Annotated in this window: 16 protein-coding genes; 5 read left to right on the forward strand and 11 right to left on the reverse strand. The window is 73.8% G+C overall.

The genetic code is table 11. The features are described 5' to 3' along the window. Positions 1 to 57: 57 nt before the first annotated feature. The 5 genes from RNC47_RS04515 to RNC47_RS04535 all read right to left on the reverse strand — a co-directional run bounded on the left by RNC47_RS04515 (position 58) and on the right by RNC47_RS04535 (position 5,115). Positions 58 to 1,374, reverse strand: coding sequence for an ABC transporter substrate-binding protein (locus RNC47_RS04515; protein ID WP_311595705.1), 1,317 nt, complete (start codon positions 1,372 to 1,374; stop codon positions 58 to 60). After that, positions 1,374 to 2,255, reverse strand: a complete 882-nt coding sequence (locus RNC47_RS04520) for a carbohydrate ABC transporter permease (RefSeq protein WP_311595706.1) — start codon at positions 2,253 to 2,255, stop codon at positions 1,374 to 1,376. The genes RNC47_RS04515 and RNC47_RS04520 overlap by 1 nt, the downstream gene beginning before the upstream one ends. Further along, a complete protein-coding gene (locus RNC47_RS04525) occupies positions 2,248 to 3,210 on the reverse strand; it encodes a carbohydrate ABC transporter permease (protein ID WP_311595707.1) in 963 nt (320 codons plus the stop codon). The genes RNC47_RS04520 and RNC47_RS04525 overlap by 8 nt, the downstream gene beginning before the upstream one ends. Positions 3,211 to 3,212: 2 nt before the next feature. Then, complete coding sequence (locus RNC47_RS04530) at positions 3,213 to 4,247, reverse strand: LacI family DNA-binding transcriptional regulator (RefSeq protein ID WP_311595708.1); 1,035 nt, start codon at positions 4,245 to 4,247, stop codon at positions 3,213 to 3,215. 163 nt (positions 4,248 to 4,410) lie between these two features. Continuing rightward, positions 4,411 to 5,115, reverse strand: a complete 705-nt coding sequence (locus RNC47_RS04535) for a FadR/GntR family transcriptional regulator (RefSeq protein WP_311595709.1) — start codon at positions 5,113 to 5,115, stop codon at positions 4,411 to 4,413. A gap of 177 nt (positions 5,116 to 5,292) precedes the next feature. Here RNC47_RS04535 and RNC47_RS04540 point away from each other — a divergent pair, with 177 nt between their 5' ends. Then, entirely contained in the window at positions 5,293 to 6,579 is a 1,287-nt protein-coding gene (locus RNC47_RS04540; RefSeq protein ID WP_311595710.1) for a cellulase-like family protein, read from the forward strand. 683 nt (positions 6,580 to 7,262) lie between these two features. On the opposite strand, the gene RNC47_RS04545 is transcribed toward RNC47_RS04540, so the two are convergent. Continuing rightward, a complete protein-coding gene (locus tag RNC47_RS04545) occupies positions 7,263 to 8,246 on the reverse strand; it encodes an aldo/keto reductase (RefSeq protein WP_311595711.1) in 984 nt (327 codons plus the stop codon). Between the two features lie 148 nt (positions 8,247 to 8,394). Between RNC47_RS04545 and RNC47_RS04550 the strand changes: the two genes are divergently transcribed. Continuing rightward, positions 8,395 to 9,591 (forward strand): silent information regulator protein Sir2, encoded by a 1,197-nt coding sequence (locus tag RNC47_RS04550; RefSeq protein ID WP_394814703.1) that lies wholly within the window; start codon positions 8,395 to 8,397, stop codon positions 9,589 to 9,591. 70 nt (positions 9,592 to 9,661) lie between these two features. After that, the gene (locus RNC47_RS04555; RefSeq protein ID WP_311595712.1) at positions 9,662 to 10,189 is read left to right on the forward strand and encodes a MarR family winged helix-turn-helix transcriptional regulator; all 528 of its coding nucleotides are present in this window, start codon (positions 9,662 to 9,664) and stop codon (positions 10,187 to 10,189) included. 29 nt (positions 10,190 to 10,218) lie between these two features. Here RNC47_RS04555 and RNC47_RS04560 read toward each other — a convergent pair whose 3' ends face one another. Next, on the reverse strand, positions 10,219 to 12,219 hold the full coding sequence (locus RNC47_RS04560) for a glycosyltransferase family 4 protein (RefSeq protein ID WP_311595713.1): 2,001 nt from the start codon (positions 12,217 to 12,219) through the stop codon (positions 10,219 to 10,221). 127 nt (positions 12,220 to 12,346) lie between these two features. Here RNC47_RS04560 and RNC47_RS04565 point away from each other — a divergent pair, with 127 nt between their 5' ends. Beyond that, entirely contained in the window at positions 12,347 to 12,811 is a 465-nt protein-coding gene (locus tag RNC47_RS04565; protein ID WP_311595714.1) for an SPW repeat domain-containing protein, read from the forward strand. A gap of 30 nt (positions 12,812 to 12,841) precedes the next feature. On the opposite strand, the gene RNC47_RS04570 is transcribed toward RNC47_RS04565, so the two are convergent. The 4 genes from RNC47_RS04570 to RNC47_RS04585 form a co-directional block, all read right to left on the reverse strand. After that, complete coding sequence (locus RNC47_RS04570; RefSeq protein ID WP_311595715.1) at positions 12,842 to 14,107, reverse strand: exo-alpha-sialidase; 1,266 nt, start codon at positions 14,105 to 14,107, stop codon at positions 12,842 to 12,844. 144 nt (positions 14,108 to 14,251) lie between these two features. Next, complete coding sequence (locus RNC47_RS04575; protein ID WP_311595716.1) at positions 14,252 to 18,658, reverse strand: hypothetical protein; 4,407 nt, start codon at positions 18,656 to 18,658, stop codon at positions 14,252 to 14,254. A gap of 10 nt (positions 18,659 to 18,668) precedes the next feature. Then, positions 18,669 to 21,521, reverse strand: a complete 2,853-nt coding sequence (locus RNC47_RS04580) for a hypothetical protein (RefSeq protein ID WP_311595717.1) — start codon at positions 21,519 to 21,521, stop codon at positions 18,669 to 18,671. Positions 21,522 to 21,620: 99 nt separating this feature from the next. Then, on the reverse strand, positions 21,621 to 23,195 hold the full coding sequence (locus RNC47_RS04585) for an FAD-dependent monooxygenase (RefSeq protein ID WP_311595718.1): 1,575 nt from the start codon (positions 23,193 to 23,195) through the stop codon (positions 21,621 to 21,623). An 83-nt stretch (positions 23,196 to 23,278) separates the two neighbouring features. Here RNC47_RS04585 and RNC47_RS04590 point away from each other — a divergent pair, with 83 nt between their 5' ends. After that, on the forward strand, positions 23,279 to 24,646 hold the full coding sequence (locus RNC47_RS04590; protein ID WP_311595719.1) for a glycosyltransferase: 1,368 nt from the start codon (positions 23,279 to 23,281) through the stop codon (positions 24,644 to 24,646). Positions 24,647 to 24,719 lie beyond the last annotated feature (73 nt).

Consider the following 24,719-nt stretch of genomic DNA (forward strand, 5'->3'; position numbering starts at 1 on the left):
TGTGGTCAGAGCTCTCTTCCGTCGGGTGTGGGGTGGTGCCGGGCGCGGGCGGGCGCGTCAGCGCTGGTAGCGGTTGAGGATCCGGTTGCCGTCCTCCGCGAGCTCCTCCCGCAGCCCGGCGAGGTCCAGGGCGCCGGCGTAGTACTCCTGGAGGGCGGGGGTGGCGACCTTGTCCTTCCACTCGGGGTAGCCACGCACCCCGAGCACCGGCGAGGGGCGCAGCCGGTCGGCCAGTTCGGCGCCGACGTGCCACCCGTCGTCCGTCGTGTTGAGCGCGGGATCGGTCAGCGCGGTGCGGCTGGTGGGCAGCATCCAGTCGCCGCGCGCCAGGTCGACGGCGTGTTCTGGCCGGGTGAGGAAGGCGATGAAGTCGACGGCGGCCTGCTGGTGTTCGCTGTCCTCGGCCACCGAGAGGGTCTGCGGCACCACGCCCTGGGCGAGCCCCCGCTCCCCGCCGCCGGTCGGCATGGGCAGCACGGTCCACTCGAAGCCGTCGGGCGCCTGCTGGCTCACCTGCTGCCGGAAGGAGAAGTTGAGCGGCACCATGGCGTAGCGGTCGGCGAAGAAGCCGGGCAGCGTCTCGGAGCCCGACATGCCGAGGCTGCCGCTCGGCGCCGTGCCGTCCCGGTGCACCTGGCGGTTTATCAGCTCGGCGACGGCGGAGTCGGCCGCGTCGAAACGCACCTCGTTCCTGCCGTCCTCGCGGTGGAAGACCTGGCCGCCGGTGCTCAGCGAGAGGTTGACGGACTGGGCCACCGGTTCGCGCATGGACCAGGCGACGCCGTAGGTCTCCGGGGTGCCGTCGCCGTCCTCGTCGGTGGTCAGCGCCCGGCAGGCCTCCTCGAACTCGGCCCAGGTCCACGGTTCCTCGGTGGTGGGCACCCGCACCCCGGACGCCTCGAGCAGCCGGCTGTTGGCGATCAGCACCCGCGGCTCCTGGAGGAACGGCACGCCGTAGACGCCGCCGTCGAAGGTGGTGGAGTCCCAGGACTCGGCCGGGATGTCGGCGCGCAGGTCGTCCGGGAGCAGCCCGCTCAGGTCGGCGAGGAAGCCGCCGTAGGCGAAGTCGGTGAGGTCGGAGGCGTCGTTGTGGATGATGTCGGGGGCCTCGCCGCCCTCGAACGAGGTGAGCAGGTGGTCGTGGATGTTGTCCCAGCTGCCCTGCACGTAGCGCACCCGGACGTCGGGGTGGGCGGCGTTCCACTCCTCGACGAGCGCCTCGTTGGCGGCGATCGACTCCTCCTGCCAGGCCAGGCTGAGGAACTCGAGGGTGATCGTGCCGTCGTCGGCGCCACCGTCGTCGGCGCCGGCGCAGCCGGCGAGGGTGACCAGCGCGAGGGCGGCGGCCGCCGCCCTGGGGAGTCGTCGGCGCATCAGCCCTTCACCGCCCCCGCGAGCATGCCGCCGACCAGGCGCCGCTGGAGCAGCGCGAAGAACAGCAGCGTCGGCAGGGTGGCGAGCACCGAGGCGGCGGCGAGCGGGCCGAGGTCCGCCACGCCCTCGGCGCCGATGAAGTGGGTGAGGATCACGGACATCGTCTGCTTCTCCGGGGACTTGAGGAGGACCAGGGCGAAGAAGAACTCGTTCCAGGCGGTGACGAAGGAGAACATCAGGGTGGCCACCAGGCCCGGGGTGAGCATCGGCAGCACGACGCTCGCCAGGGTGCGCAGCCGGCCGGCGCCGTCCATCGCGGCGGCCTCCTCGAGTTCGCGCGGCACCGCCCGCACGTAGCCCTGGAGCATCCAGAGCGCGAACGGCAGGTTCCAGACCACGTAGACCAGGACGAGGCCCGGCAGCGAGTTGATGAGGTGCAGGTTCCGCAGCACCAGGAACAGCGGGATGATGACCAGCACGAAGGGGAACATCTGGCTGACCAGGATCCAGACCGTGCCGGCCTGGCTGATCCGGGAGCGGAAGCGGACCATCACGTACGCCGCCGGCACGGATATCGCCACGGCTATCAGGGCCGCGCTGACCGCCACCAGCAGGCTGTTGAGCGCCGACCGCAGCAGCGGCTGCGCGTCGAACGCGTCCCGGTAGTTGTCCAGGCTCGGCTCCCTCGGGAACCACGTCGGGTCGATCGCCCCCAGCTCTTGCGGCGACTTGAACGAGGTGGACACCAGCCACAGCAGCGGGAAGGCGAGGAAGACGAGATACGCGGCCAGCGCGAGGTACTGCCCCGCGCGGCCGACGCGAGCGGCTCGGCGCCGCGGCGGCGCGACCTTCGCGAGCCCCGGGTTCGTGGCGTCACTCATCGTTCTCCCCCTTCAGCCGGTTCCGCAGGAACACCGTCAGGAAGACGGCGACGACCCCGACCAGGACCAGGCCCATCGCGGCGGCGTAGCCGTACTGGCCGTAGGTGAACGCCTCCTCGTAGACGAAGAGGCTCGGCAGCCTGGTCTCGCCGGCGGGGCCGCCGCCGGTGAGCACGTAGACCAGGCCGAAGGAGTTGAAGTTCCAGATGAAGTTCAGCGCGGTGATGGCCAGCACCACGGGGCGCAGCGCCGGCCAGGTCACCGTCGTGAAGCGGCGCCAGACGCCGGCGCCGTCCAGCTGCGCGGCCTCCCGCAGTTCGTGCGGGACGTTCTGCAGGCCGGCGAGGAGCACGACCGTGGTCTGCGGCATCCCGGCCCACACGCCGACCACGATGACGGCGGGCAGCGCGAGCGACAGGTCGGTGAGCCAGTCGACGTTCTCCGTGATCAGGCCCAGGTCGGTCAGCGCCCCGTTGAGGATGCCGGCGTCCTGGTGGTAGACCAGCCGCCACATGATGCCGACGACCACCTCGGGCATGGCCCAGGGGACGATGGCCAGCGTCCTGGCGAGCCAGCGGAACCGCAGGTCCTGGTCGAGCAGCAGGGCGAGGCCGAGCGCCAGCAGGAACTGCAGGGTGGTGACGCAGACGGCCCACACCACGCCGATGCGGAACGACTCCCAGAACAGGTCGTCGTGCCACAGGTCCTGGAAGTTGAGGCTGCCCACGAACTGGGTGGGGGAGGTGCGGCCGGCCTGCGCGTCGGTGAACGCGAGCGAGATGCCGTACAGCAGCGGCCCGACGCTCAGGACGAGTATCGGGAGCAGCACGGGGAGCAGCAGGAACCAGGCCCCGCGGTCGAGGCCGAGCGCCCGTCGGCGACGGCCCGGTGTGCGGGGCGGCGGGGTGCCGCGGCTGCCCGGGGCGGCGTCGGCCCGAGCGGCGGTGAGACTCATGGTCACCTTCTGGGGTCGGTCGCCGGCGCGGTGGAGGCGCGCACGACGAGGCGGGGCGGGGTGGTGGTGGTCCTGGGCGCGGGCACGAGCGGGTTCCCGGCCGGGACTTCGAGTCGGTCGAGCAGCATCCGGGCGGCGCGCCGGCCGCGTTCGGCGGAGCCGAGGTCGACGCTGGTCAGCGGCGGCCAGCCGGCCTGGGCGAGCGTGCTGTCGTCCATGCCGGCCACGGCCAGGTCGTGCGGTATCCGCAGGCCGTGCGCGAGCAGGGCGTGCGCGGCGCCGAGCGCCAGCTGGTCGTTGGCGCAGAAGACGGCGTCCGGGCGGGCGGGGAGCAGCCGCTCGGCCGCGGCCCGGCCCTGCTCGATGCCGAAGTCGGTGTGGACGACGAGGTCGGGGTCGTGGGGGAGGCCGCACTCGGCGAGCGCGGCGCGGTAGCCGAGGTCGCGGTTGTGTCCCGGGACCGTGTCCGAGGGGCCGCCGATGTACGCGATCCGCCGCCGCCCCGTCTCGTACAGGTGGCGCACGGCCAGCGCGGCGCCGGCGACCGAGTCGGCCCGCACGCTGTCCACCGGGCCGGGCTCCGGCAGCGAGCCGATCACCACCACGGGGCCGGCGGCGGAGGCCAGCGCCGCCAGGTGCGCGTCGGTGATGCGGATCGGGCAGAGGATGAGCCCGTCGCTGGTGCGGTCGCCGAGGCTGCGCAGCACGGCCAGTTCGTCCTCGGCCACCGCGTCGGTCGAGTGCAGCAGCAGGCGGTAGCCGGCGGCCTTGGTGACGGCCTGGATCGCCCGGACCATCGCCACGTAGACGGGGTTGCCGATGTCGGGCACGGCGAAGGTGAGCTGCCTGGTCCTGCCGTCCTTGAGGGAGCGGGCCACGGCGTTGGGCACGTAGCCGAGCTCCGCGGCGGCGCGGCGCACCCGCTCGGTGGTGTCCCGGCGGGCCCCCTGGCCGTTGAGCACGCGGGAGACCGAGGCGGTCGAGACGCCGGCGCGCCGCGCGATCGACACGATGGTCGGTTGTCCACCGTTCGACATCCCAATCCGTCCCTTTTGTTGGGGGAGTTCCCGATCGCTGTAATCGTTTCCAGCGGCTGTAATCGTTTACAGATGTTGCTGCCGTGTTTCCCGGCCCGTCAAGGGGTGACCGCGGATCGATACCGGCCCGACACCCTTGGGGCGAGCGGCCGTTGGCCGAAGGTCAGCTGTCGCCGGCCGCCAACAGGCCCTGGTCCTCGGCCGACTTGGCCAGCAGGTCGAGCATCGCCAGCTCGGCGCGCGCCGCGTCCCGGTCGCGGACCGCGTCCAGCACCGCCCGGTGGCTCGGCACCGGATCGCCGGCCGCCGGGTGGGCGTGCACCAGGCGGTCCCGCTCCCGCAGCCCGGGCTCTAGCAACAGGTCGAGCCGGCTGAGGAGTTCGTTCCCGGTGGCGGCCAGCAGGGCCCGGTGGAACGCGGTGTCGGCCTCGGTCGCCGCCGCCGAGTCGCCGCGCGCGCCGGCCATCGCGGCCAGCGCCGCGTCGAGCGCGGCCAGGTCGGCCTCGGTCCGGCGCAGCGCGGCCCGGCGGGCCGCGGCCGGCTCGACTATGGAACGCACGTCGGCCAGGTCCCGCAGCAGCTGCCCCGAGTCGCCGCTCACCACCCGCCAGCGCATCACGTCCGGGTCGAGCAGGTTCCAGGCCGAGCGGGCGCGGACGAAGGTGCCGCGCTTCTGCCGGGCGTCGATCAGCCCCTTGCCGGCCAGCACCTTCAGCGACTCGCGCATCACGGTGAGGCTGACGTCCAGCTGCTCGCCCAGGGCCCGCACGTCCAGCGTGTCGCCCTCGGCGAACTCGCCGCCGACGATGCGCGCGCCCAGGTGGTGCACCACCTGTCCGTGCACGCCGCGGGCTGAGTAGGCCGCCATGACGAGCTCCCAGGAGTGGACGGGGACCTGACCCGCCCAGTCTAGCCTGGCTATTATTTATGAATAGTTCTTGACAGGCCGATGAGCCGATCGGACGATGAACCCACTTTCCGAGCCGCCCGGAGCCGTCAGCCGCCGACCGCCCGGAAGGGCCGACACAGAGAGGCCACGACCACCGTGCCCACCCCGCTCCCCGACCAGCTGCCCGAGAAGCTGGTCATCTCCCTCTGGGACTTCACCTGGTACACCCGCACCGGCCCCGGCGAACCCTTCGAGGACCTCGACCGGGCCTTCGCCGAGGCCGTGGAGCGCGGCTACAACACCGTGCGGATCTGCGCCATGCCGTACCTGCTCTTCCGCTCGGGACTCGACACCGGCCGACTGCGCATCGACCCGCTCGGCGGCGAGTTCGGGCAGCGGGTCCGCTGGTACGACGTCCGCGCCAGCACCGAGATCGACGGCCGCGCCCACCTGCTCGCGCTGTTCGAGGCCGCCCGCCGGCACGACTGCTTCGTCATCCTCTCCAGCTGGGAGTACCAGCAGAGCCCCTCCTTCGCCGGCGACCGCCGGTGGTTCGACGCGCTGATGGCCATCGACCCCGAGCGGCGCGCCGAGGCGCTGGCCGACGCGCAGGCCGACCTCATCGACTTCCTCGCCGCCCACGGCGGGCTCGACGACCGGGTCGCCTTCACCGAACTGCACAACGAGGTGCAGGCCGGCCGCCTCGCCGACGGGCTGCCCGCCGACGCGGACCGGGTCGTCGCCCTCCGACCGCGCCTCGAACGCGGCATCGCCCGCTTCAGGGAACGCCACCCGGACCGGCCGGTCACCGTCAACTACGCGACCGTGCCCGTGGGGTCACTGCGCGGCATCCCGGCAGGCGCGGACGTGGCGGCCTTCCACCCGTACGTCTACGGCGTCCTCGACGAGCTCATCGACACCTACGCGCTGCGCGCCCCCGACCGGCCCTTCCCCCAGGACGCCGTCCGCCACGACCTGCTGCGGCCCGACGCGCCCGACCTCGCCGACTGGCTGCCGCCGGCCGAGGACCGGTGGCGGCTCGACGCCACCATCGTCCAGCACCGCGAGCTGTACGTCCACGACTGGTGCGACCCGCGGAAGTGGGACGCCTGGCTCTACGACCGCTACGCGATCCACCGCCTCGCCATGGAACAGCGGCTCGTCACCTGGATCGACGCGGCCGCCGACTGGGCGGCGGCGGCCGGCGTGCCGCTGGTCTTCGGCGAGGGCTGGATCGGCTACACCCCCCGGCTCGGCACCTTCGAGGAGGGCCCGGTCGGCGCGGCGTTCTGCCGCCGCGCCATCGCGGAAAGCGCCCGCGTCGGCGCCCGCGGCGCCGTCGTCTGCTCCAACGCGGCGCCGCACCACAGCATGTGGTCGGACATCGCGCTCCAACGCGATTGCGCTGTCGCCCTGGCGGGCGGGACCGCCCTGGCGGGCTGAGGGCCCTCGAAGGGGCGCCGGTCCCGGGTGGGGCGGTGGTCGGGGCGCTATCGCCCTGGCGGGCTGAGGGCCCTCGAAGGGGGCGCCGGCTCTGGGTGGGGCGGTGGCCGGGGCGCAGCCGCTCGGCCCCTGCCTGGCCGGCGGCCAAGGGCTCGCGCAGGTGTTCCGCCGGGCGGCCGCTTCGTGGCGCCCGGCACCGCCGAGCAGCCCGGTTGGCGGGCGGAGGCGCTTGGAGCTGTCCGCCACCCCGGCTTGTTCCGTCGTCGCGGGGCGGCGGACTTGCCGAGGGCCCGGCCTGCTGTCGTCGGGCCCGGCGCCGGCCCCCCGGCTGCGCCGGGCCGCGGCGAACCCGCCGGGCGGGCCTGGCTTGGCAGGCGTTGACCCGCCCGCCCGGGCCGGGCGGGCGGCCTGGTGCCAGCCGTCCCCGGCCCGTTCCGTCGTGGGGCTGGGGCGGGCTGGCCGAGGGCTCGGCCGGTTCCACCGTTGCGGCCTGGTTCGCCCGGCTTCGCCGGGGCCCGGCGAAGCTTGCCTGGTCGCGGTTTGCCGAGTGTCTTGGCGCTGAAGGCCCGAGCGCCGTCGGCGTTCCGGAACCCGGCGGGCCGGGCGGGGCTGACCGGCCCGGCGCCGGCCAGCCGGCGCGCCGGGTTTGGTGGCCCCGCCCGGCTGGGCCCGGCCGGGCGCGCTTACCAGCGGTGGTGGACGAGGGGGCGGATGCGGCGGTCGTAGAGGTCGCGGATGGCGTCCAGGGTGTGGTCCGGTAGCGGCGGGAGCGCCGCCGCGGCGGCGTTGGTGGTGGCCTGCTCGCGGTCGCGGGCGCCCGGGATCACCGTGGAGACCCCCGGCTGTTGGAGGATCCAGCGCAGCGCCGTCTGGGCCGGGCTGGCTCCCCCGGGGGCCAGTGCGGCGAACTCCACGGCCGCCGCCACGCCCGTCGCGTAGTCGACGCCGGAGAAGGTCTCGCCCTGGTCGAACGCCTCGCCGTGCCGGTTGTAGGTGCGGTGGTCGTCCGGCGGGAAGACGGTGCGCTCGGTGTACCTGCCGGACAGCAGGCCGCTGGCCAGCGGGACCCGCGCGATGACGCCGACGCCCGCGTCGGCGGCGGCCGGCAGCACCTCCTCCAGCGGCTTGAGCCGGAACGGGTTGAGGATGATCTGCACGCTCGCCGTGCCGGTCCTGGCGATGGCGGTCAGCGCCTCCGCGCACGTCTCGACGCTCACCCCGTACGCCGCGATCCGCCCCTCGGCGACGAGGGTGTCCAGCGCGTCGAAGACGGCGTCCGAGGAGAACACCGGCGTCGGGGGACAGTGCAACTGCACCAGGTCGAGCCGGTCGACGCCCAGGTTCCGGCGTGAACGATCCGTCCAGGAGCGGAAGTTGTCCAGGGTGAACAGCGCCGGGTCCTGGGCCGTGCGGCGGCCCATCTTGGTGGCGACCAGCACCCCGGCGTCGGGGCACTCCCGCAGGAACCGGCCGATCAGCCGCTCACTGCGCCCGTCGCCGTAGACGTCCGCGGTGTCGAAGAAGGTCACCCCGGCCTCGACGGACGCCTCGAGCACCGCGAGCGCCTCGTCCTCCTTCACCTCGCCCCAGTCGGCCCCGAGTTGCCAGGTGCCGAGGCCGACCGCGGACACCCGCTGGCCGGTCCGGTCGAAGATCCGCTGCTCCATGTTCTCCCTCTCCACTGGTTTACAGGATGCGCGCGATAGTCCACATCGTGCCCCTGATCGTCCACACCGGACGATCTAGCCTGAACTCCGCCCGAGCCGCGCGGCCCCCCACCCCCCATGCAGAGCCGTCTGGGAAGGAAGGCACGACATGCCCGCACGAAGGAAAGCGAGAACGGTGGCGACTGCCTGGTGCGCAGGTCTGCTCGTCGCCGGAGCGGGACTGACCACCATCGGCACCGCGCAGGCGGCCCCGGTCGAGGCCGCCGTCGCCACGCTGTACGTGGCGCCGAACGGCACCGACGGCGCCGCCGGCACGATATCCGCCCCGACGACGCTCACCTCCGCGATCAGCCGCGTCGACCCCGGCGGGACGATCTATCTGCGCGGTGGTACCTACAACTACTCGCAGACCGTCACCATCCCGGCGGGCAACAACGGCACGTCGAGCGCCCGCACCCGGCTGACCGCCTACAACGGCGAGCGGCCGGTGCTGAACTTCTCCGCGCAGAGCGAGAGTTCATCCAACCGTGGGCTCGCCGTCAACGGCAACTACTGGCACGTCTACGGCATCACCGTGGAGCGCGCCGGTGACAACGGCATCTTCGTCGGCGGCAACAACAACGTCCTGGAGCGGACCGTGACGCGGTACAACCGCGACACCGGGCTGCAGATCGCGCGGATCTCCTCCAGCACCCCGCGCGCCCAGTGGCCGTCGAACAACCTCGTGCTGAGCGCCGAGTCGCACGACAACGCCGACTCCGACGGCGAGGACGCGGACGGCTTCGCCGCCAAGCTCACCGTCGGCAACGGCAACGTCTTCCGCTACGCCGTCGCCCACAACAACGCGGACGACGGCTGGGACCTCTACACCTACGCCGACGAGGAGGCGATCGGCCCGGTGACCGTCGAGGACTCCCTCTCCTACGAGAACGGCACCCTCAGCGACGGCACCCAGCTGTCCAACGGCGACCGCAACGGCTACAAGCTCGGCGGCGAGGACGTCCCGATCAACCACGTCATCCGGCGCAACATCGCCGTCGACAACGGTCAGCACGGGTTCACCTACAACCGGAACCCGGGCACGATGACCATCTCGAACAACGTGAGCATCGGCAGCGAGGAGCGCAACTTCAACTTCGACGCCGGCACCTCGGTGTTCCGCAACAACACCTCGTGCAACGGCGGCTCGAACGACCGGATCGTCGGCAACTCCGACAGCTCCAACCAGTGGTACTCCGGCAGCAACGGCTCCCGTTGCGCCACGTACTCCGGCGCCCTCGGCTGGTCCTTCGCCTCCGACGGCCGCCTCAACGTGACCTTCGGCGGCCGGGTCGTCACGCCGTAACCGCGAACGGCCAGGTCCGCCACGGAGCCGGCACCCGTCACCACGGGTGCCGGCTCCCTACCATGGCCCGATGGAAAGCGACGAAGGTGACGCCGAGCGGGTCGAGGAGCTGGTCTCCTCGTTGATGGCCGCCGCCCGGCTGATGGTGGGGGTGTCCGCGCGGGCGCTCGCCAGGGTGGACGAGACCCTGTCACTCGCCCAACTGCGGTCGCTGGTGGTGCTCGACGCCTGCGCCCCGGCCAAACTCGCCGTGCTGGCCCGGGCCTTGGGAGTGAACCCGTCCACGGCGCTGCGCACCGTGGCGCGGCTTGAGACGGCCGGCCTGGTGGACCGGCGGGTCAACGAGGACAACCGGCGCGAGGTCGTGCTCACCCCGACCGCCGCCGGGCGCGACCTGGTGGCGCGGGTGCTCGACCAGCGCCGCCGGGAGATGGCGACGCTGGCCGACCGGTTGCCGGCGGAGCACCGGCGCGGGCTCGTCGACGGGCTGCGGGCGCTGCTCGCGGTGGCCGACGAGCCCGACCTGTGGACGCTGCCGCGGTTCGCCGACGTCGTCGCGAGCAGCGACGACGGCGCCTGGCACCGGAGCGCCTCCTGACGCGGCCGCGGCATGACCGTGGGCCGGATTCAGGCGTTCGTGCCGCTCGGCGTCGTGACGAGGGTCAGCTCGTTGTCGAAGGTGAAGGCGAGGCGCAGATCGACGCCGTCGCGGCTGACCGTCGGGTGCGCGCCCGTCCTCCTGCGGTCGGCCGTGTCGCCCGCCAGCCGGGCCAGCGGGACGGGCGGGCCTTCGGGAACGGTGAGCTGGAGAAGCCAGCTGTCGGCGGCGGCCAGCCGGGAGGCCAGCTCGTGGCGCAGGACCACCCGCGGCCGGCCGTCGCCGCCCCGCTCCACCGGCAGCGCCAGCGGCTCGCCCTCCCCGGGCCTGGCCACGGCGCCGCGCACCTCGGTCGTGGCCGGCAGCGGGGTGACCGTGACGGTGGTCGCCTCCTCGGTCACCTCGACGGACTCCACCTCGGCGTGCGCCGGGCGCCGCCACACCCGCAGCGTGAGGTTGCCGTCCTTGGTGGTGTAGGGGATCCAGGCGCTGACGCCCCCGGCCCCGACGGTCGGGCGGGCCGTGACCAGGGCCGCCTGCTCGACCAGCCGCGCCGCGATCCGCCGGGGCCTGCCGAGGCCGGTGGCGGCGAGGAAGGCGTCCCAGCGGCCCTCGGCCAGGTCGTGCGCGTCCCGCGCCACCACGGCCCGGCCCTCGCGGTCGAGCGGCACCCGCACCTCGGTACGCCGCGCCGCGCCCCGCAGCCTGAGCACCAGATCGCCGCGGGCCGCCGGGGCGACGTGGACGACCAGGCCGCCGTCCCGGCGGGCGACGGCGTGCGCGGCCGGCCCCCGGCCGGGCTCCGGCGTCGTCGAGAGGGCCCCGGCCCGCGGCCTGGGCCCGCGGCGGCCGAGCAGGCCGCGCAGCCTGCCCCCGAGGCCGGCCCTGGCCGCCTCGGGACGCAGCCGGGCGAACAGCTCCTCGTAGCGCTGGGCGACGACGTCCGGCGTGTAGCGCCCGGCGGTCTCCAGCGCCGCCTCGCCCATCCGGCGGCGCAGCGCGTCGTCCGCCATCAGGGTGCGCAGGCCGCGGGCGATCGCCTCGGGGCCGCCGTCCTCGGGGACCAGCAGCCCGTCCCGACCCGGCGTGATGATCTCGGCCGGGCCGGTCGGGCAGTCGGTGGACACCACCGGCACCCCGCAGGCCATGGCCTCCACGATGGTCAGGCCGAACGACTCCCACCAGGACGTCACGGCGGCGATCGAGCCCTTGGCCCATTCCGTCTCGATCGGGGAGACCGCGCCCATCAGCCGCGCCCTGTCCCACAGGCCGAGCTTCTCGATGCGGGCCCGCAGCTCGCCGCGCAGCGGCCCCCGGCCGTAGATCCGCAGCCGCCAGTCGGGGAACTCGTCGGTCAGCCGCGCGAAGGCGTCGAGGAGGCGGTCGTAGCGCTTCTGGTCCACCAGCCGGCCGGCGGCCACGATCACCCGGCTGTCGCCGGTGGACGGCGCGACGGCCGGCGGGATCGAGGAGTTGGGGATCCGGACGATCCGCTCGGCGACGGCCGGCAGCGCCGCGCGGTAGGCGTCGGCGTCCGCGGCCGAGACGGGCGCGAAGGCGTCGAGCAGCGGCACGGCCGCCAACTGCAGGTCCCGCGCGGCCCGCTTGCGGGTCCCCAGCGTGGAGTGCTCCTGGCCGACCCGCAGATACGGGCGTCCGGCGCCGAACGAGCCCAGGTAGTGGCTGAGCGTCGGCCGGGTGGAGATCACCACGTCGGCGTCCAGGGACGCCAGGTGGTCGGCCATGCGGCGGTCGCTCAGCAGCGAGACGCCGTCCCGCCAGTGCGGCAGCAGCTCGCTCGGCGCCGACGCCTCGGGCAGCGCGAGGTCGCGCGAACCGGGCCGCTGGTCGATCAGGGTCTCGATCGGCACCCGCGGGTCGAACGCGAAGCTGGTGGTGTCCCGGTGCCGGTACAGGCTCGTCACCCGCACCCGGTGGCCGCGGGCCGCGAGTCCCCCCGACAGGTTCGCCACGGACCGGATCGTGCCGCCGATCCCGTAGGCGTTGTTGAGCAGAAAGGTAATCCTCATGTCAACCCCCCAAAGCTGATCACGTGTGGAACAGAAGATGGCGCACAAGGGTGACTGGTATGGACCGCGAAAGGTTGGGTACCCGAGGCGGACTTCTTGATCCCTCGGTGGCGGAAGGAGAGGCGCCATGGCACGGGAGACCCCCGAGATGCGGGAAGACGGGGCCACGCCGGCCGCTCGCCGGGCCGCCGCCCGGCGGCGCGCCCTGCGGAAGGGGCAGCACGACGACATCGTCAGCGTGCTGATGCTGATCGCCGGGGCGGCGCTGTTCTTCGGGCCCTGGGTGGCGGGTCAGATGGCGGACAACGCCAGGGACGCCAGCAGCAACGAGCTGGTGATGGGCCTGATCGTGGTGTTCGTCGCGGGGCGCCGGCTCTCCAGGGGCGCGGGCGTGTGCTCGGACCTGGTGATCCTGCTGGCCGGCGGGTGGATGATCGCGGCGCCCTTCGTCCTCGGCCGCGGCGACACCCGGGTGAACGGGCCGAGCACCTTCGACATCACCGTCGGGATCGTGCTCGCGGTGCTCGCGCTGGTCGGCCTCGGACTGCTGCGGGCCGCCAGGGGACCGGGGCGCCGGGCGCGGCACGCGTGAGGGCGGCCGGGCCCGGCGGCGCGGTGCGCGTCAGGCGTTGAGGATCCAGGACAGGTTGAAGCGGCGCCACAGCAGGGCGCGGTACGAGTCGGGCCCCGACTCGTCGTTGAAGAAGTCGGTCTCCACGAGGGCACCGACGCGGTAGTCGGCGGTCTTGGTCAGGCTGGTGTAGCCGCCCTCGTAGCCGACCCCGGAGACCGGGGCGTCGGCCAGGGCGCGGCTCGCCGTGTAGGTACGCGCGTCCGCGTCGTAGCTGATGCGGACGCGCAACGCCCGACGGCTGCTGGTCGAGGCCGAGTTGAGGAAGATGGTGCGGGCGGGCGCGTCGATGTTGTAGGCGAGCACCGAGCCCTGGCACATCGGGTCAGGCAGCCCGGTGTCGGCGGCGAACGAGCCGAAGCCGTTCAGCGTGCCGCGCGCGACCATCCGGTAGTCGCCGTTGAGCGGGCGGTCGTTGCGGTACAGGTTGCCGTCCGGGGTCTGCGCGACGGTGCCCTCGTTGTAGAGCTGCGGCAGCGTCTGGTAGCTCCACGTCCGGTTGCCCGCGGTGCCCCGGCCGACGATGTTCCGGCCCTGCGCCGGGATCACCAGCTCTCCCGAGCGCATCCGGATGCCGTTGCCGGGGCCCACGGCGTCCCAGGCCCAGCCGGCCGGCGTGAGTTGCGAGGTCAGCCGCTGGGGCGTCGACCAGGTGGCGCCGTCGTCGGTGCTGGCGCTCAGGTAGAGGTGCCGGCGGCCGGCGTCGGTGGAGTCCACGGCCCGGGTGCGGGAGCCGTCGGGCAGCGGTTCGTTCCCGAAGTAGCTTCGGTCGCCCGCGTTCCACGACATGAAGAGGTAGACGGTGTTGCCGTCCACCACCGGGGTCGGGTTGCCCCAGGTGCCGTTGCCGGACCCGACGACCTCGCGCAGCGGCTCCCAGCCGGCCGGGTCCGCGCCGTGGTCGGTGGTGGTCCTGGTGCGCTTGTAGACGAGGTTGATGTCGCCGTAGTCCTTGTTGTTGTGCCGTCGGCCCTCGGCGAAGGCGAGGATGCGACCGGTGCTCGTGGTGACGACGGCGGGGATCCGGAACGAGTGGAAGCCGACCCCGGAGGAGAGCCGGTCGGGGGACGACATGTTGGCGCTGCGGAACAGGGGGAACGCCCGGTGGTACGGCGCGGCGCCGGCGGCCGGGTCGTCCACGGCGGCGGGTGCGGCGCCCGACGCGGCGGCGTGCGCGGGGCGGGCCAGGGTGGCGGCGAGGGCGGTGCCGAGGCCGGCCGCGATCGCGGTGCGGCGGTTGAAGCCCGAAGAGGCCACTTCGACTCCCAACTCCCTTGTGGGGCGTTGTTGTTGTGGGGGAACGAGCTGAGTGGTGGCATGCACCTGATCGGTGCCTCTCGGTAAGGTAAGACAAGGGACGTGGGACGTCCAGCGTTGCGATCGCGACCATCTGATGTCAGGTCAGCGGCCGCCTCGCCCTCGGCCTCCGCCGCGCCCCCCGCGCCCTCCGCGCCCTCCGCCTCCGCCTCGGCCGCCGAACGGGTGCATGGGGGAGCGGTGCGGACCCTCGTGTGGCCCGCCGGGCGGACCCTCGTGCGGTCCGTGGGGTCCGTCGTCGTGCCGGTGGTCGTCCGGCTCCGGTGGGCCGCCGGGGCGGAAACCGAGCGGGACGACGTCCGTGTAGATCACCCGCCGCTCGGCCGGGTCCGACGACTCGGCTTCGCTGTCCGGTCGCAGCCCTTCCGTCTCGCACACCATCAGCCGGATCGGCCCACCGTCACCCGCCGGCGGCACCTCGCCGGAGAAGACGGTGCCCGTCGCCGTGTCCTCACGCGTCAGCTCCACCCGGGACTCCGGGATCTCCGCCCAGCCGAGCGCGTCGTCCGGCACGTCCGGATCCCGCCGCTCCAGGACGGCCACCACGCGCGGAGCGCCGTTGGGCCCCGGCTTGTACGAGGGACCCTCGACCCGCACCGACACCGGGCCGGGACGGTGCTCATGGCCCTCGTGACGGTCGTGGTCGTGGTCGTCGTGGTCGTGCCGGCCGAAGCGCCCCATGAACTCGCGGAACCGGCCGGGCCGCTGTCCGTCGTCGGACCGGGGGTGTACGACGGTGAGCAGCCGTTGCGGCAGCACGCGGACCAACTCGGTGCGTACGACGGGCGACAGGTGGTGGCGTTCCAGCGCGTTCGGCTGGTACCTGGCCAACGCCAGCCGGGCGAACGGCAGATAGGCGTTGCCGGCGTCGATGTCCAGATCGCAGTACCAGCGGTTGCTGTCCGGGTCGAACTTCGGCGCGTAGCCGACGACCGTCACCTTCAGGCCCTCGGGGACACCGGGGCCGTGCAGCGACACGCCCGGGTCGGTGCGGGCGGCGCCGGGGAAGGTGGCGGCCGAGGGATGGGAGACGGCGGTCGAATCGTGGATGGGGTCGCGCCCCAGCAGGGTCACGAACGGCAGCACGTTCTCCGGCGGGTCGCCCGTCCCCTCGTGCAGCAGAACGCCCAGCAACTCCCCGTCGCCCGAGGAGAACCAGGGGCGGGCGAGATAGATCCGCAGACCGCCACCCCGCCGGCGGCGGACCGTGGTGCCGGCCTCGGCCTCAACGTCCTCGAAACGGATGGTCGGCATGCAGTACAGCAGGTTCGGCGCCGCCGGCCGGGCGCTGCTGCGCACCACGTGCTCCACCTTCTCACCGCGCGTCAGGAACGCCTCCGGGTCCTCATCGGTGAGCGTGGCCGGGAAGCAGTCCGCGAAGGCCGAGGCCGCCACCGCACGGTAGGCGATCACCCGGTGCTTGGTGTCGCCGAACTCGTGCCTGGCGGGGACCGGCGGGGTGTTGGGGCGTCCGTCCCGGGTGAAGGCCTCGGCGGCGCGGGCGTCGAACGTCAGGCGGTCGCCGTCCAACCGGCAGGGGAAGCCACCGGGAGGCGCGTCCGTGAGCGCGAACTCCCTCGCCAGGGCGAGCGGGATGTGCCAGACCGCACTGCTCCTGCTCTGAGGCCCCGGGAGGTTCTCCTCCTTGCCGTCGTCGATCTGCTCGGTCCACTCCGCCAGCAGGTCGATCCGTTCGGTGCTGTCGGCGTGCAGGTCGACGGTGCCCGACAGGTAGGCGGCCGTCTCGTACTCCTGGCGTTCGGTACCGTCGCCGAAGTCGAGCCGGGGCGGCGCCAGGGGCTGTTGTACGGCGTGGACGAGGGTGATCTCCTGCCAGGGCGTCACCATCCAGTGCTGGTTGGCGGCGACGGCCTCGCGGATCGCCGTCATCTCGGCCTGTCGGTCCCGACCGTCCTGGGCGTCGGGCTCGTCCTCCTCGAGACCGCGACGGCACAGCTCGACGGCGCCCAGGATGGGCTGGACCGCCGCCATGTCGAGCCGGGAGCAGACGCGGAGGGTACGGGTGGCCGCCTTGGGCAGCGGAACGGTCAGCACCCGTTCGTCCGGGTCGAACCGGTGCTCTCCCTCGCCCTCCACGAGGCGCAGCCGCAGCGACCTCGGCTCGTGCCAGGTGGGGCCGTCCCACCCGATCGGGAGGCCGCCCGCCGCGCCGGGCAGGTCGAACACCAGCACTCCGGTTGCGGTCGGATCCGGCAGGTGCGGGGTGACGGCCTGTTCGCCGGTGTGCACGGCGTACCGCCGGCTCCGCTGACCGGCGTCGGGCGTGACGATCTCCACCCCCGGCAGCCTCTCGTCGTCCAGCCTGCCGCTCTCCCGGATCGCCAGCTCGTAGGCCCTGCGGCGCACGGCCGGGTCCTGGGAGGACATGTCCTGGTCGAGCATGCCGTGTCGCTCGACGCACTCCAGCGAAGCCCGGGGGGCGACCAGGTGCCGCTCGTCCACGCCCCGGTACGGCTCGTGGTGCCGGTGCGCGTCGTTGAACCGGGTGGCGAACTCCTCGGGGGACTGGTCGACGACGCTGCGGATCACCATCCGGTGCTCCGACTCGGCCTCGTTGAAGCGGAAGCGCGGGACGACGGTGGGTGGCGGCACCGGGTCGAACCGCTGGAAGACCACGGGACCGGCCTTCGGCTGCACCAGCTGGCCCTCGCCCTCACCCGGCCCTGACGCCTTGACCAGCGTGTCGGCCTGGTCGAGTGTCAGCCCGTTGCCCGCGAGATCCACGGTGCGCACCCGTACCTGGTAGCCGTGGCCGAAGCGCAGCCGGGGGAGCGAGCCCGGGTGCACCGCCGCCTCGATCCGCAGCGGCAGGTCGGTCGCCGGCTTGTCGTCGACCGCCGTCACCTCGCCCGTCCCCTCCGCTCCGGTTCGTCCGCCGGCGGCGGCCGGGAGCACCCTGCCGGGGCGCGGGGCGGAGCGCGACCAGCCGTCCCAGGTGACCAGGTGCTCGTGGAGGGCGACCACGTCGGGCTGCTCGGGGTGGGAGACGAGTGAGTCCTGGAAGAATCCCTCGTCGGTGTGCGTGGCGATCACGTCGTCGTGGTCCCGGCCGCGGTAGGTGACGTCCCGCTGGTGCAGCGAGCACCACTTCCCGCGTGTGTCGTCGAGCACGTCGAGTCGGTGTCCCCGGACCAGATCCTCGGCGTGCAGGAGCACGAAGGGGTCGGCGGCGGCGTTGAGCCTCGCCTCGTTCGTCACCGACCGCGCCAGTTGGTCGTGCAGCGAGGCGGCCCGGTCCCGGTGGACGAGGACGAGGCCCTTGGTGCGCAGGGCGGGGGCGGCCGGCCCCGTGGCGTCCTGGCCGGTGGCCATGACGGCGGTGGTGGCCACCTTGGCGGTGATCGTCTTGAGGGCGGTGCTGTCGATGTCGCTCTGTTCGAGGGAGAACTCCTCGTCGGGCAGGGCCAGCAGGCCCCGGGTGAGGGGCCCTTCAGGGATGTCCCGGCCGGCGGCGGCGAACAGCCCGGGATCCTGGCGGAACACGAACGCCGTGCCCGGCCGGATGTTCCTGGTGGCCTCCGCGGGGCCGTCGGAGGCGAAGGTGGGCAGCACGCGCAGGCAGCGTTCCCCCGGCCCGTCGGGCGTGATGGCGTCGGCCGGCAGGAGGAGGTCGAGCACCAGGCCGAGTCGGCGCAGCAGGAAGGGATGGTCGCCGAGCGCGGAGAGCATCCGGTGGAAGTCGACCTTCTCCGGCTGCTCGACGGGCCGGGGCGGGATCGGCGTCGAGCTGGCCGGGCGCGCCGGCCGGTGGAAGGCGCGGTGCTGGTCCCTGCGGTTGAGCCCGCTCAGCGTGATGAACCGCGGCTGGAGGTCGACCTCACCGCCGGCGAGGGCCGAGGTGTGCCGGTCGCGCGCCTGGGCGGCCTTCGCGCGGGCGTCGGCGAGTGCCGTGTCGATGCGTTCGTCCGAGGCGTGGAGCGCGTCGGCGGTCATCATCTCGGAGTCGTCGGCCCCGCCGCCGGTCGTCAGGACGCGGAGTTCGCCCGGGCCCCCCTCGTCCGACGTCCGGCTCACCCCGGCCATCTGGGAGGCGGTGGGCAGGCCCCGGGGGGCGGCGCCGGCGACCCGGGCGAACTCGACACGGTTGTCACGCGCCACCTCGCGGGCCGGGTAGCTGACGTAGACCTGACTGGTGTGGTCGTCGGGGGTGTGGGGCTCCACGGGCGTCGCCTCGGAGAAGAACCGCCCCCACAACGCCTGGTCGGGCGGGGTGTCGCCGAAGTCGGGCGTCGTGTCGAACGGTCCTCCCAGCGGGTTGCCTTCGGTGTCGGTCACGACCAGTTGGAAGGTGGCCCGGGTCATCCGGTCGGCCCACGTCAGGAAGTCGGGGAACTCACGCAGGGTGGCGGCCCTCTCGGGGCGGAGCCGGGGCGCGACGAACACCGACAGCCTGGGGCGGCCGTCCTGCTCGCCGAGCCCGGCGGGGAGGGCGATCCACTGGATGTCCTGGACGGGGTTGGCGTTGGGCATGCTCGCTCCCTCAGGCGGCGAAGGCCAGGCAGTACTGGTTCCAGTCGTCGGGGCCGACGAACTGGCTGAAGGGGGGATCGCCCTCGTCGCCGCGGAAGCGGCGCTCCAGGTGCAGCGACACCGACTTGCTGAAGAAGGCGATCCGCACGCTGACCGTGAGCGTGCCCTCGCCGTAGACCTCGGGGAACTTCTTGCCGCCCTCGGAGATCTTCTCGTAGCTGAGTGCCAGGTAGAACTCGACGGACACGGTGACGATGCCGAGCACCGACAGGTGTCCGGAGCAGCGAACGTAGCCGCTGATCAGCACCTTGTCGGGGCCGAGGGCGAAGTAGATGCCGGCCATGAGGGAGACGCCGCCCTCCGCGATGCCCAGGTTGATCGCGGCGCTGCCGCCGAACTCCAGGGCGCCCTCGATGAGTTCGGGCTTGTCCCCACGCACGGTGATGGCGAGGAAGCCGCCGCCGCTGAACGGCGCGATGCTCACGTTGAACGGCTTGTGGCGTTCGGAGAGCGCGAAGCGGAACCGGAAGGGCTCGTCGTCGAAGGGGACGGACAGCTCGGCGGCCAGCACCATGTTGGTGAGGCTGAACACCCCGATCGCGAGCGGGGGGAGGGCGAGGGAGTAGCCGGCGCGGATGCCGCGCGGCGAGACGTCGACGAACGCGCCGGAGCCGAAGCCGTCCTTGGGCAGCACCTCGCGCAGGTCGTTGACGAACTCCAGGGCACCCTGGAACGACATCTCGATTCCGGAGGCCGAGACGTCGGGCTTGGAACCCGGCCTGCTGACGAAGGAGAGCTTCTCGGCGGAGACGCCGATCATGCCGGCGAAGTCCAGCTTGAGGTTCTTCAGCAGGCCGGTGACCTGTGAGGCGGCGAGGCCGTCCGGGGACACCTCGGTCCTGGCCTCGAGGGCCAACGTGGCCTTCGAGACGTCGATGAAGCCGAGGTCGCCGACGTTCTGCAGCTTCGGGGTCCACAGGTAGCGGACGACGCGCTTGAGCGTGGCCGGGTCCTCGAAGGAGCGGAGCACGGGCACGGGCAGCCCGGCGCTGGCGAGCAGGTTCTCGACCTGGTCGTCGGCCAGGTCGCGGACCTTCGCCGGGTCGAACGGCGGGACCGGGCCGAGCAGGTCGCCGAGACTCACGGTGCCCAACAGTCTCGCGTCGCCGAAGGCCTTCTTGAGGTCCGCGGGGACGGCGTCCTGGACACCGGTCATCGCGCCGGGCAGCGGGCCGGCGAGGCTGGTGATCTCGTTGATCCTGACGTCGGGGCGGGCGAGGCCGCCGACGTTCTGCGGGCCGAAGGCCAGGGGGAGGTCGGCGGGTTTGAGGTGTTCGTCGACCACGGACAGGAAGGAGCCGCCGGGCCGGGCGCCCGGGCCCTGCTGGACGTAGGGCGTGGCCAGGGCGACCATGGTCTCCCCGCCGGTGTTGGTCACGTGTTCGAGGGCCGGGACGCGGACCTTGGCGCCGGCCATGACGGGCAGGGCCTTCAGCGGGTGCTTGGGGGCCTTGGCCAGTGTGAGGACGAGCGAGGTGACGGGCAGGGCGGTGGCACCGGCCGCCTCGCCCGGCGGCTGGGCGAGGGCGACGACCTGGCCCGCCAGGTCCGCCGTCCGGAGGGCGGCGTCTCGGCCCTGGTAGTCGTTGATCGCGTCCTGTCCTGTCACGTTGTCGGGGTAGAAGACGAGCGGCGCCCGCAGGGTGACGCGACGCCCCTCCCGATCGGTGCCGATCAGGGTGAAGCGGTAGGGGCTCATCGCGTTGTCGACCGGCACCACGAAGGGCCTGGAGGAGTCGACGCCGGCCACCTCGGGCGTCCTGGTGTCCGTGATCCGCAACGAGGTGAACGGCATGTCCCGCCCGTCGTTCTCGTAGCCGACCGCCGCCGCGTCGTACCGCACCTCGGGTTCCCGGACCGTGACGTACGTCCGCTTCCGCAGGTAGGCCACGGTGGACGTGCCGTCCGGGCTGGTCTCGAACCGCCGCTCGTAGGTGTCCACGACGGTCGCGCGGTGGCCGGTGCACAGTCGGCCCACCTTGACGAGGCGGACGAGCTGGTCCCGCCCCAGTCCGCTGGTGTGCTGGTAACCACGCAGGTTGCCCAGTGGCCGGCCCTGCTCCACGGCCCTGTCCAGGGCGGGGTCGTCCCACACCCCGCCCAGCTCGACGGTGGCGCCCAGCGGGGTGAGCAGGAACCGGTGGGCGATCAGCGGCACGGGGACATAGTCCGCGATGTCCGTGGCGGTGGTCAGGGTGACGATGTCCTGCAGGTCCTGCGGCTTGAGGGGGAGCAACGGCTCGCCGTGGTCGGGGCGGCCGGGGGGCACCGCGAAGGCGCGCAGCGAGAGGTCGCCGCCGTCCTCGGCCTTGAGGAAGGTGTGCCACAGCTCGGTGCGGCCGTCGAGGTCCACCGGGGCGGCGTGCGACGTCCAGGCGACGGGCCCCTCCGGGGTGAGCAGGAGCCGGGTGGGGAACTCGATGGCGGTGACCGGCTGACCGTCGAGGGCCCGGGGGTCGTCGTCGTCCGGCTTTCCGCCCGGCGGCAGGCAGCGCAGGCCGAGGGCGGCCCAGTCGAGCAGGTCGCCGACATCGAAGCCGACGCCCGGCCGCCCGGGTGGCACGGTGAACGCCAGTGTCGTCGACCCCGAGGACCAGGCGGCCCGTCCCGGGGCGGCGTCCGCCACGGTGTCGGCCGAGACCTCGGCGACGTGCTGGGGCGGCAGGTGGAAGACGACGAGTCCGGGCCGCGCCTGGTCCTCGACGACCAACCGGCCGCGCCGCTGCGTGAGGTTCACGAGGTCGACGGGGACGAACAACATGTCCTGGGGGCGGTGCAGCAGCAGGCGCCGGGCGTCGGACACGGGTCCTCCGGGGGTGGGGGCGGGCGGGCTCTCCCGCATCCTTGCGGCGGCTCCGAGGCGGCACGGCCCGGCGCGCTCGCCATGTCACGCGGTAGGCGGTCACCGTTTCGGCGCAGCGACTCGGCGGGTGATCGCGGCGAGGGCGTCGGCGAGGGCCGCGTCGTTCGCCGGGCGGTCGTCCCAGCGGGCGGCGATGTGGCCGTCGGGGCGGACCAGGAGCGCCCCGTGGGAGCCCAGGCCGAGGTGTTCCGCCGGCTCGGGCCGCAGCGGCTCGACGCGTAGCGGCCACGGCGCGGCGGTCGGTGGCGCCCAGCGGTCGGGCTCCGGGCTGAACAGGGTGAACCACTCGCCGAGGGCGTCGAGCGTGGAGCGGCCGTCGGGAAGGGGGAGATGCGGCATGCGGCGTCCCGGTTCCGGCGTGGGCACGTAGTTCGTGCCCGGGTCGGGCGGTTCGAGCGTGGTCGCGTCGTCGGGCAGGACGGCCGGGGAGCGGTAGGCGACCCCGAGTACGAGGCCGAGCTGGGCGAAGTACCGCTCGGACCAGGGGAGTTCGAATGGGGCGGTGGGGTCGCCCGCCGCGTGCTGGTCGCGGCGGCGGTGCTGCACCTGGAGCATCAGCCGGGTGTTCGCCACCGCCTGGTCGAGCGTGCGGCGGGCGACCGGGTGGCGTTCGGTCTCGTACGTCTCCAGCAGGCGCGGGCCGGCCCAGCCCTGGAGGACGCCGGCGAGCTTCCAGCAGAGGTTGTGCGCGTCGGCGATGCCGGCGTTCATGCCGAGGCCGCCGACGATGGGGATCGCGTGGGCGGCGTCACCGGCCAGCAGGGCCCCGCCGTGCCGGAACCGTTCGGCGACGAACCCGTTCATCACCCAGTGCCCGACCCGCAGCACGTCCACCCGCGTCTCGGGTCCCGGTCCGAGGGCGCGGGCCACCAGGCCCGGCCAGTCGGCGTGGTCGGGGTCCTCGGGGGTGGGCGCGAACCAGGCCCAGCCGCCCTCCGGGTAGAGCGGGGCGAACAGCCCGTGCGCCGTGAAGTAGACCCCGGCCGGCTGCCGCGCGCACCAGGCGTCGAGGTCGGCGTCGAAGACGACGGTGGTGAAGCCCCGCATCGCACCCGGGCCCGTGGTGCCGATGCCGAGCAGCTCCCGGACGGTGGAGTTCGCGCCGTCGGCGGCGAGCAGGTGGCGGGTGCGTACGCGGGTCGTCTCGCCTCGCTCGCGGTCGGCGAGTTCGGCCACGATGCCGTCGGGCCGCTCGGTGAGGCCGAGGAGTTCGACCCCGAAACGGACCGGCGCCCGCGCGGCGGCGAGCAGCACGGGTTCCAACCGGTCCTGCGAGGTGACCGCGCCGATCTCGGGGCTCTCGGGCACCGGCTCGTTCACCCCGATCATCGCCGCCGTGGCGAAGTCGCCGTCCCGCAGGGTGTCGCGGAAGCGGATCCGGCCGTACCGCGGCGCGAACGCCCTGGACGTGACGTCGGCGGCGAGCCCGAGCTGGCGGAAGATCTCCATGGAACGCACGTTGACCAGCCGCGACCGTGGCAGCGGCGAGAGCGCGCGGTGCCTCTCGACCAGCAGCGTCGACACGCCCCAGCGTTCGAGGAGGGCCCGGGCGGTGAGCCCGACCGGCCCACCGCCGACGATCAACACCGCGGTCTCGGCGTCCGTCCCGGTCATGGCAGCACTGTCGCGCACCCGGCGGCCCGCGGCCCGCGCCGGCTCGTCGGCGTGCCCCCGGACGGGTGGCTATCTTGTGCCGCATGACCACCGTGCCGGTCACCGGCTCCCCACCGCCGCCTCCGCCCGGGACCGGTCGCGCGCCCCGCCGGGTGGTGGTCGCCGCCACCCCGCTGCACGGCCACGTCACCCCGCTGCTCACCGTCGCCGCCGACCTCGTCGCACGCGGCCACCACGTGACCGTGCTCACCGGCGCCCGGTTCGCCGGCCGGGCCACCGCGCTCGGCGCCCGCTTCGTGCCGCTGCCCGCCGAGGCCGACTACGACGACCGCGCGATGGCCGCCGGCTTCCCCGGCTTCGCCGAACTGCGCCCCGGGCTCGCCATGGACGCCTTCTACCTCCGGCGGGTGTTCACCGACGCGGCCCCCGGCCAGTGGCGCGGGCTGCGCGCGCTGCTGGCCCGCCACCGGGCGGACGCCGTCGTCGCCGACATGCTCTTCCTCGGCGCGCTGCCACTGGTGCTCGGCGCCGCCCGGCCGGGGCCACGGCCGCGGCTGGTCGCGCTCGGCGTGCTGCCGCCCATGGCGCTCAGCGCCGACGCGCCGCCCTACGGCAGCGGGCGCCCGCCGGCCCGTGGCCCGCGCGCCCACCGGACCCACCGGGCGCAGGGCGCGCTGGTCAGGAGCCGGCTCGCCGCCGCGCAGGCCCACGCCGAGCGCGTCTTCGCCGGCCTCGGCGCCCCGCTGCCCGGCTTCCTCTACGACCTCACCGTCACCGCGCCCGACGTCTACCTCCAGCTCACCGTCCCCGAGTTCGAGTACCCGCGCCGTGATCTGCCGGCCTCCTTCCGGTTCGCCGGCCCGCTGCCCCCGGCGACCGTCGCCGGCTTCGCCCCGCCCGACTGGTGGCCCAGGCTCGCCGAGGGCCGGCCGGTGGTCGTGGTCACCCAGGGCACCCTGGCCAACGCCGACCTCACCGACCTCGTCGTCCCCACGCTGCGTGGCCTCGCCGGCCGCCGCCCGCTGGTGATAGCGGCCACCGGCCGCCCCGACGGACCGGCCGAGGTCCGCCGCGCCCTCGGCGGGCTTCCGGAGAACGCCGTCGTCGCCGCCTACGTCCCCTTCGACCGGCTGCTGCCGCACGCCGCCGCGCTGGTCACCAACGGCGGCTACGGCGGCACGCACGCCGCGCTGGCGCACGGCGTGCCGCTGGTGGTGGCCGGCGCGACCGAGGACAAGCCCGAGGTCGCCGCCCGGGTCGCGTGGAGCGGCGCCGGCCTCGACCTGCGCACCGCGCGCCCCGGCGCCCGCGCCCTGCGCCACGCGGTGCAGCGGGTGCTGACCGACGGCCGCCACCGGCGGGCCGCCCGGCGGCTGCGCGACGCGGCCCGTCGCCACGACCCGCACCTGGCGATCGCCGAGGCCGTGGAGGATTCGCCGGACAAATCCTGATTCTCCCGGTCCCGGGGTGTTGGGTGGTCCGCGCCGGCGGGTACGCGGACCGGGATCCCGAAGAGACACGAGA

The organism is Streptomyces millisiae, from assembly GCF_031845425.1.
In the GTDB taxonomy this organism is placed as follows: Bacteria; Actinomycetota; Actinomycetes; order Streptomycetales; family Streptomycetaceae; genus Streptomyces; species Streptomyces millisiae.

Excerpts from the sequence above, each read along its gene's own strand:
- RNC47_RS04515 (WP_311595705.1), bottom strand. The coding sequence starts at position 1,374 with ATGCGCCGACGACTCCCCAGGGCGGCGGCCGCCGCCCTCGCGCTGGTC.
- RNC47_RS04520 (WP_311595706.1), bottom strand. The coding sequence starts at position 2,255 with ATGAGTGACGCCACGAACCCGGGGCTCGCGAAGGTCGCGCCGCCGCGG.
- RNC47_RS04525 (WP_311595707.1), bottom strand. The coding sequence starts at position 3,210 with ATGAGTCTCACCGCCGCTCGGGCCGACGCCGCCCCGGGCAGCCGCGGC.
- RNC47_RS04530 (WP_311595708.1), bottom strand. The coding sequence starts at position 4,247 with ATGTCGAACGGTGGACAACCGACCATCGTGTCGATCGCGCGGCGCGCC.
- RNC47_RS04535 (WP_311595709.1), bottom strand. The coding sequence starts at position 5,115 with ATGGCGGCCTACTCAGCCCGCGGCGTGCACGGACAGGTGGTGCACCAC.
- RNC47_RS04545 (WP_311595711.1), bottom strand. The coding sequence starts at position 8,246 with ATGGAGCAGCGGATCTTCGACCGGACCGGCCAGCGGGTGTCCGCGGTC.
- RNC47_RS04550 (WP_394814703.1), top strand. The coding sequence starts at position 8,395 with ATGCCCGCACGAAGGAAAGCGAGAACGGTGGCGACTGCCTGGTGCGCA.
- RNC47_RS04555 (WP_311595712.1), top strand. The coding sequence starts at position 9,662 with ATGGAAAGCGACGAAGGTGACGCCGAGCGGGTCGAGGAGCTGGTCTCC.
- RNC47_RS04560 (WP_311595713.1), bottom strand. The coding sequence starts at position 12,219 with ATGAGGATTACCTTTCTGCTCAACAACGCCTACGGGATCGGCGGCACG.
- RNC47_RS04565 (WP_311595714.1), top strand. The coding sequence starts at position 12,347 with ATGGCACGGGAGACCCCCGAGATGCGGGAAGACGGGGCCACGCCGGCC.
- RNC47_RS04575 (WP_311595716.1), bottom strand. The coding sequence starts at position 18,658 with ATGCCCAACGCCAACCCCGTCCAGGACATCCAGTGGATCGCCCTCCCC.
- RNC47_RS04585 (WP_311595718.1), bottom strand. The coding sequence starts at position 23,195 with ATGACCGGGACGGACGCCGAGACCGCGGTGTTGATCGTCGGCGGTGGG.
- RNC47_RS04590 (WP_311595719.1), top strand. The coding sequence starts at position 23,279 with ATGACCACCGTGCCGGTCACCGGCTCCCCACCGCCGCCTCCGCCCGGG.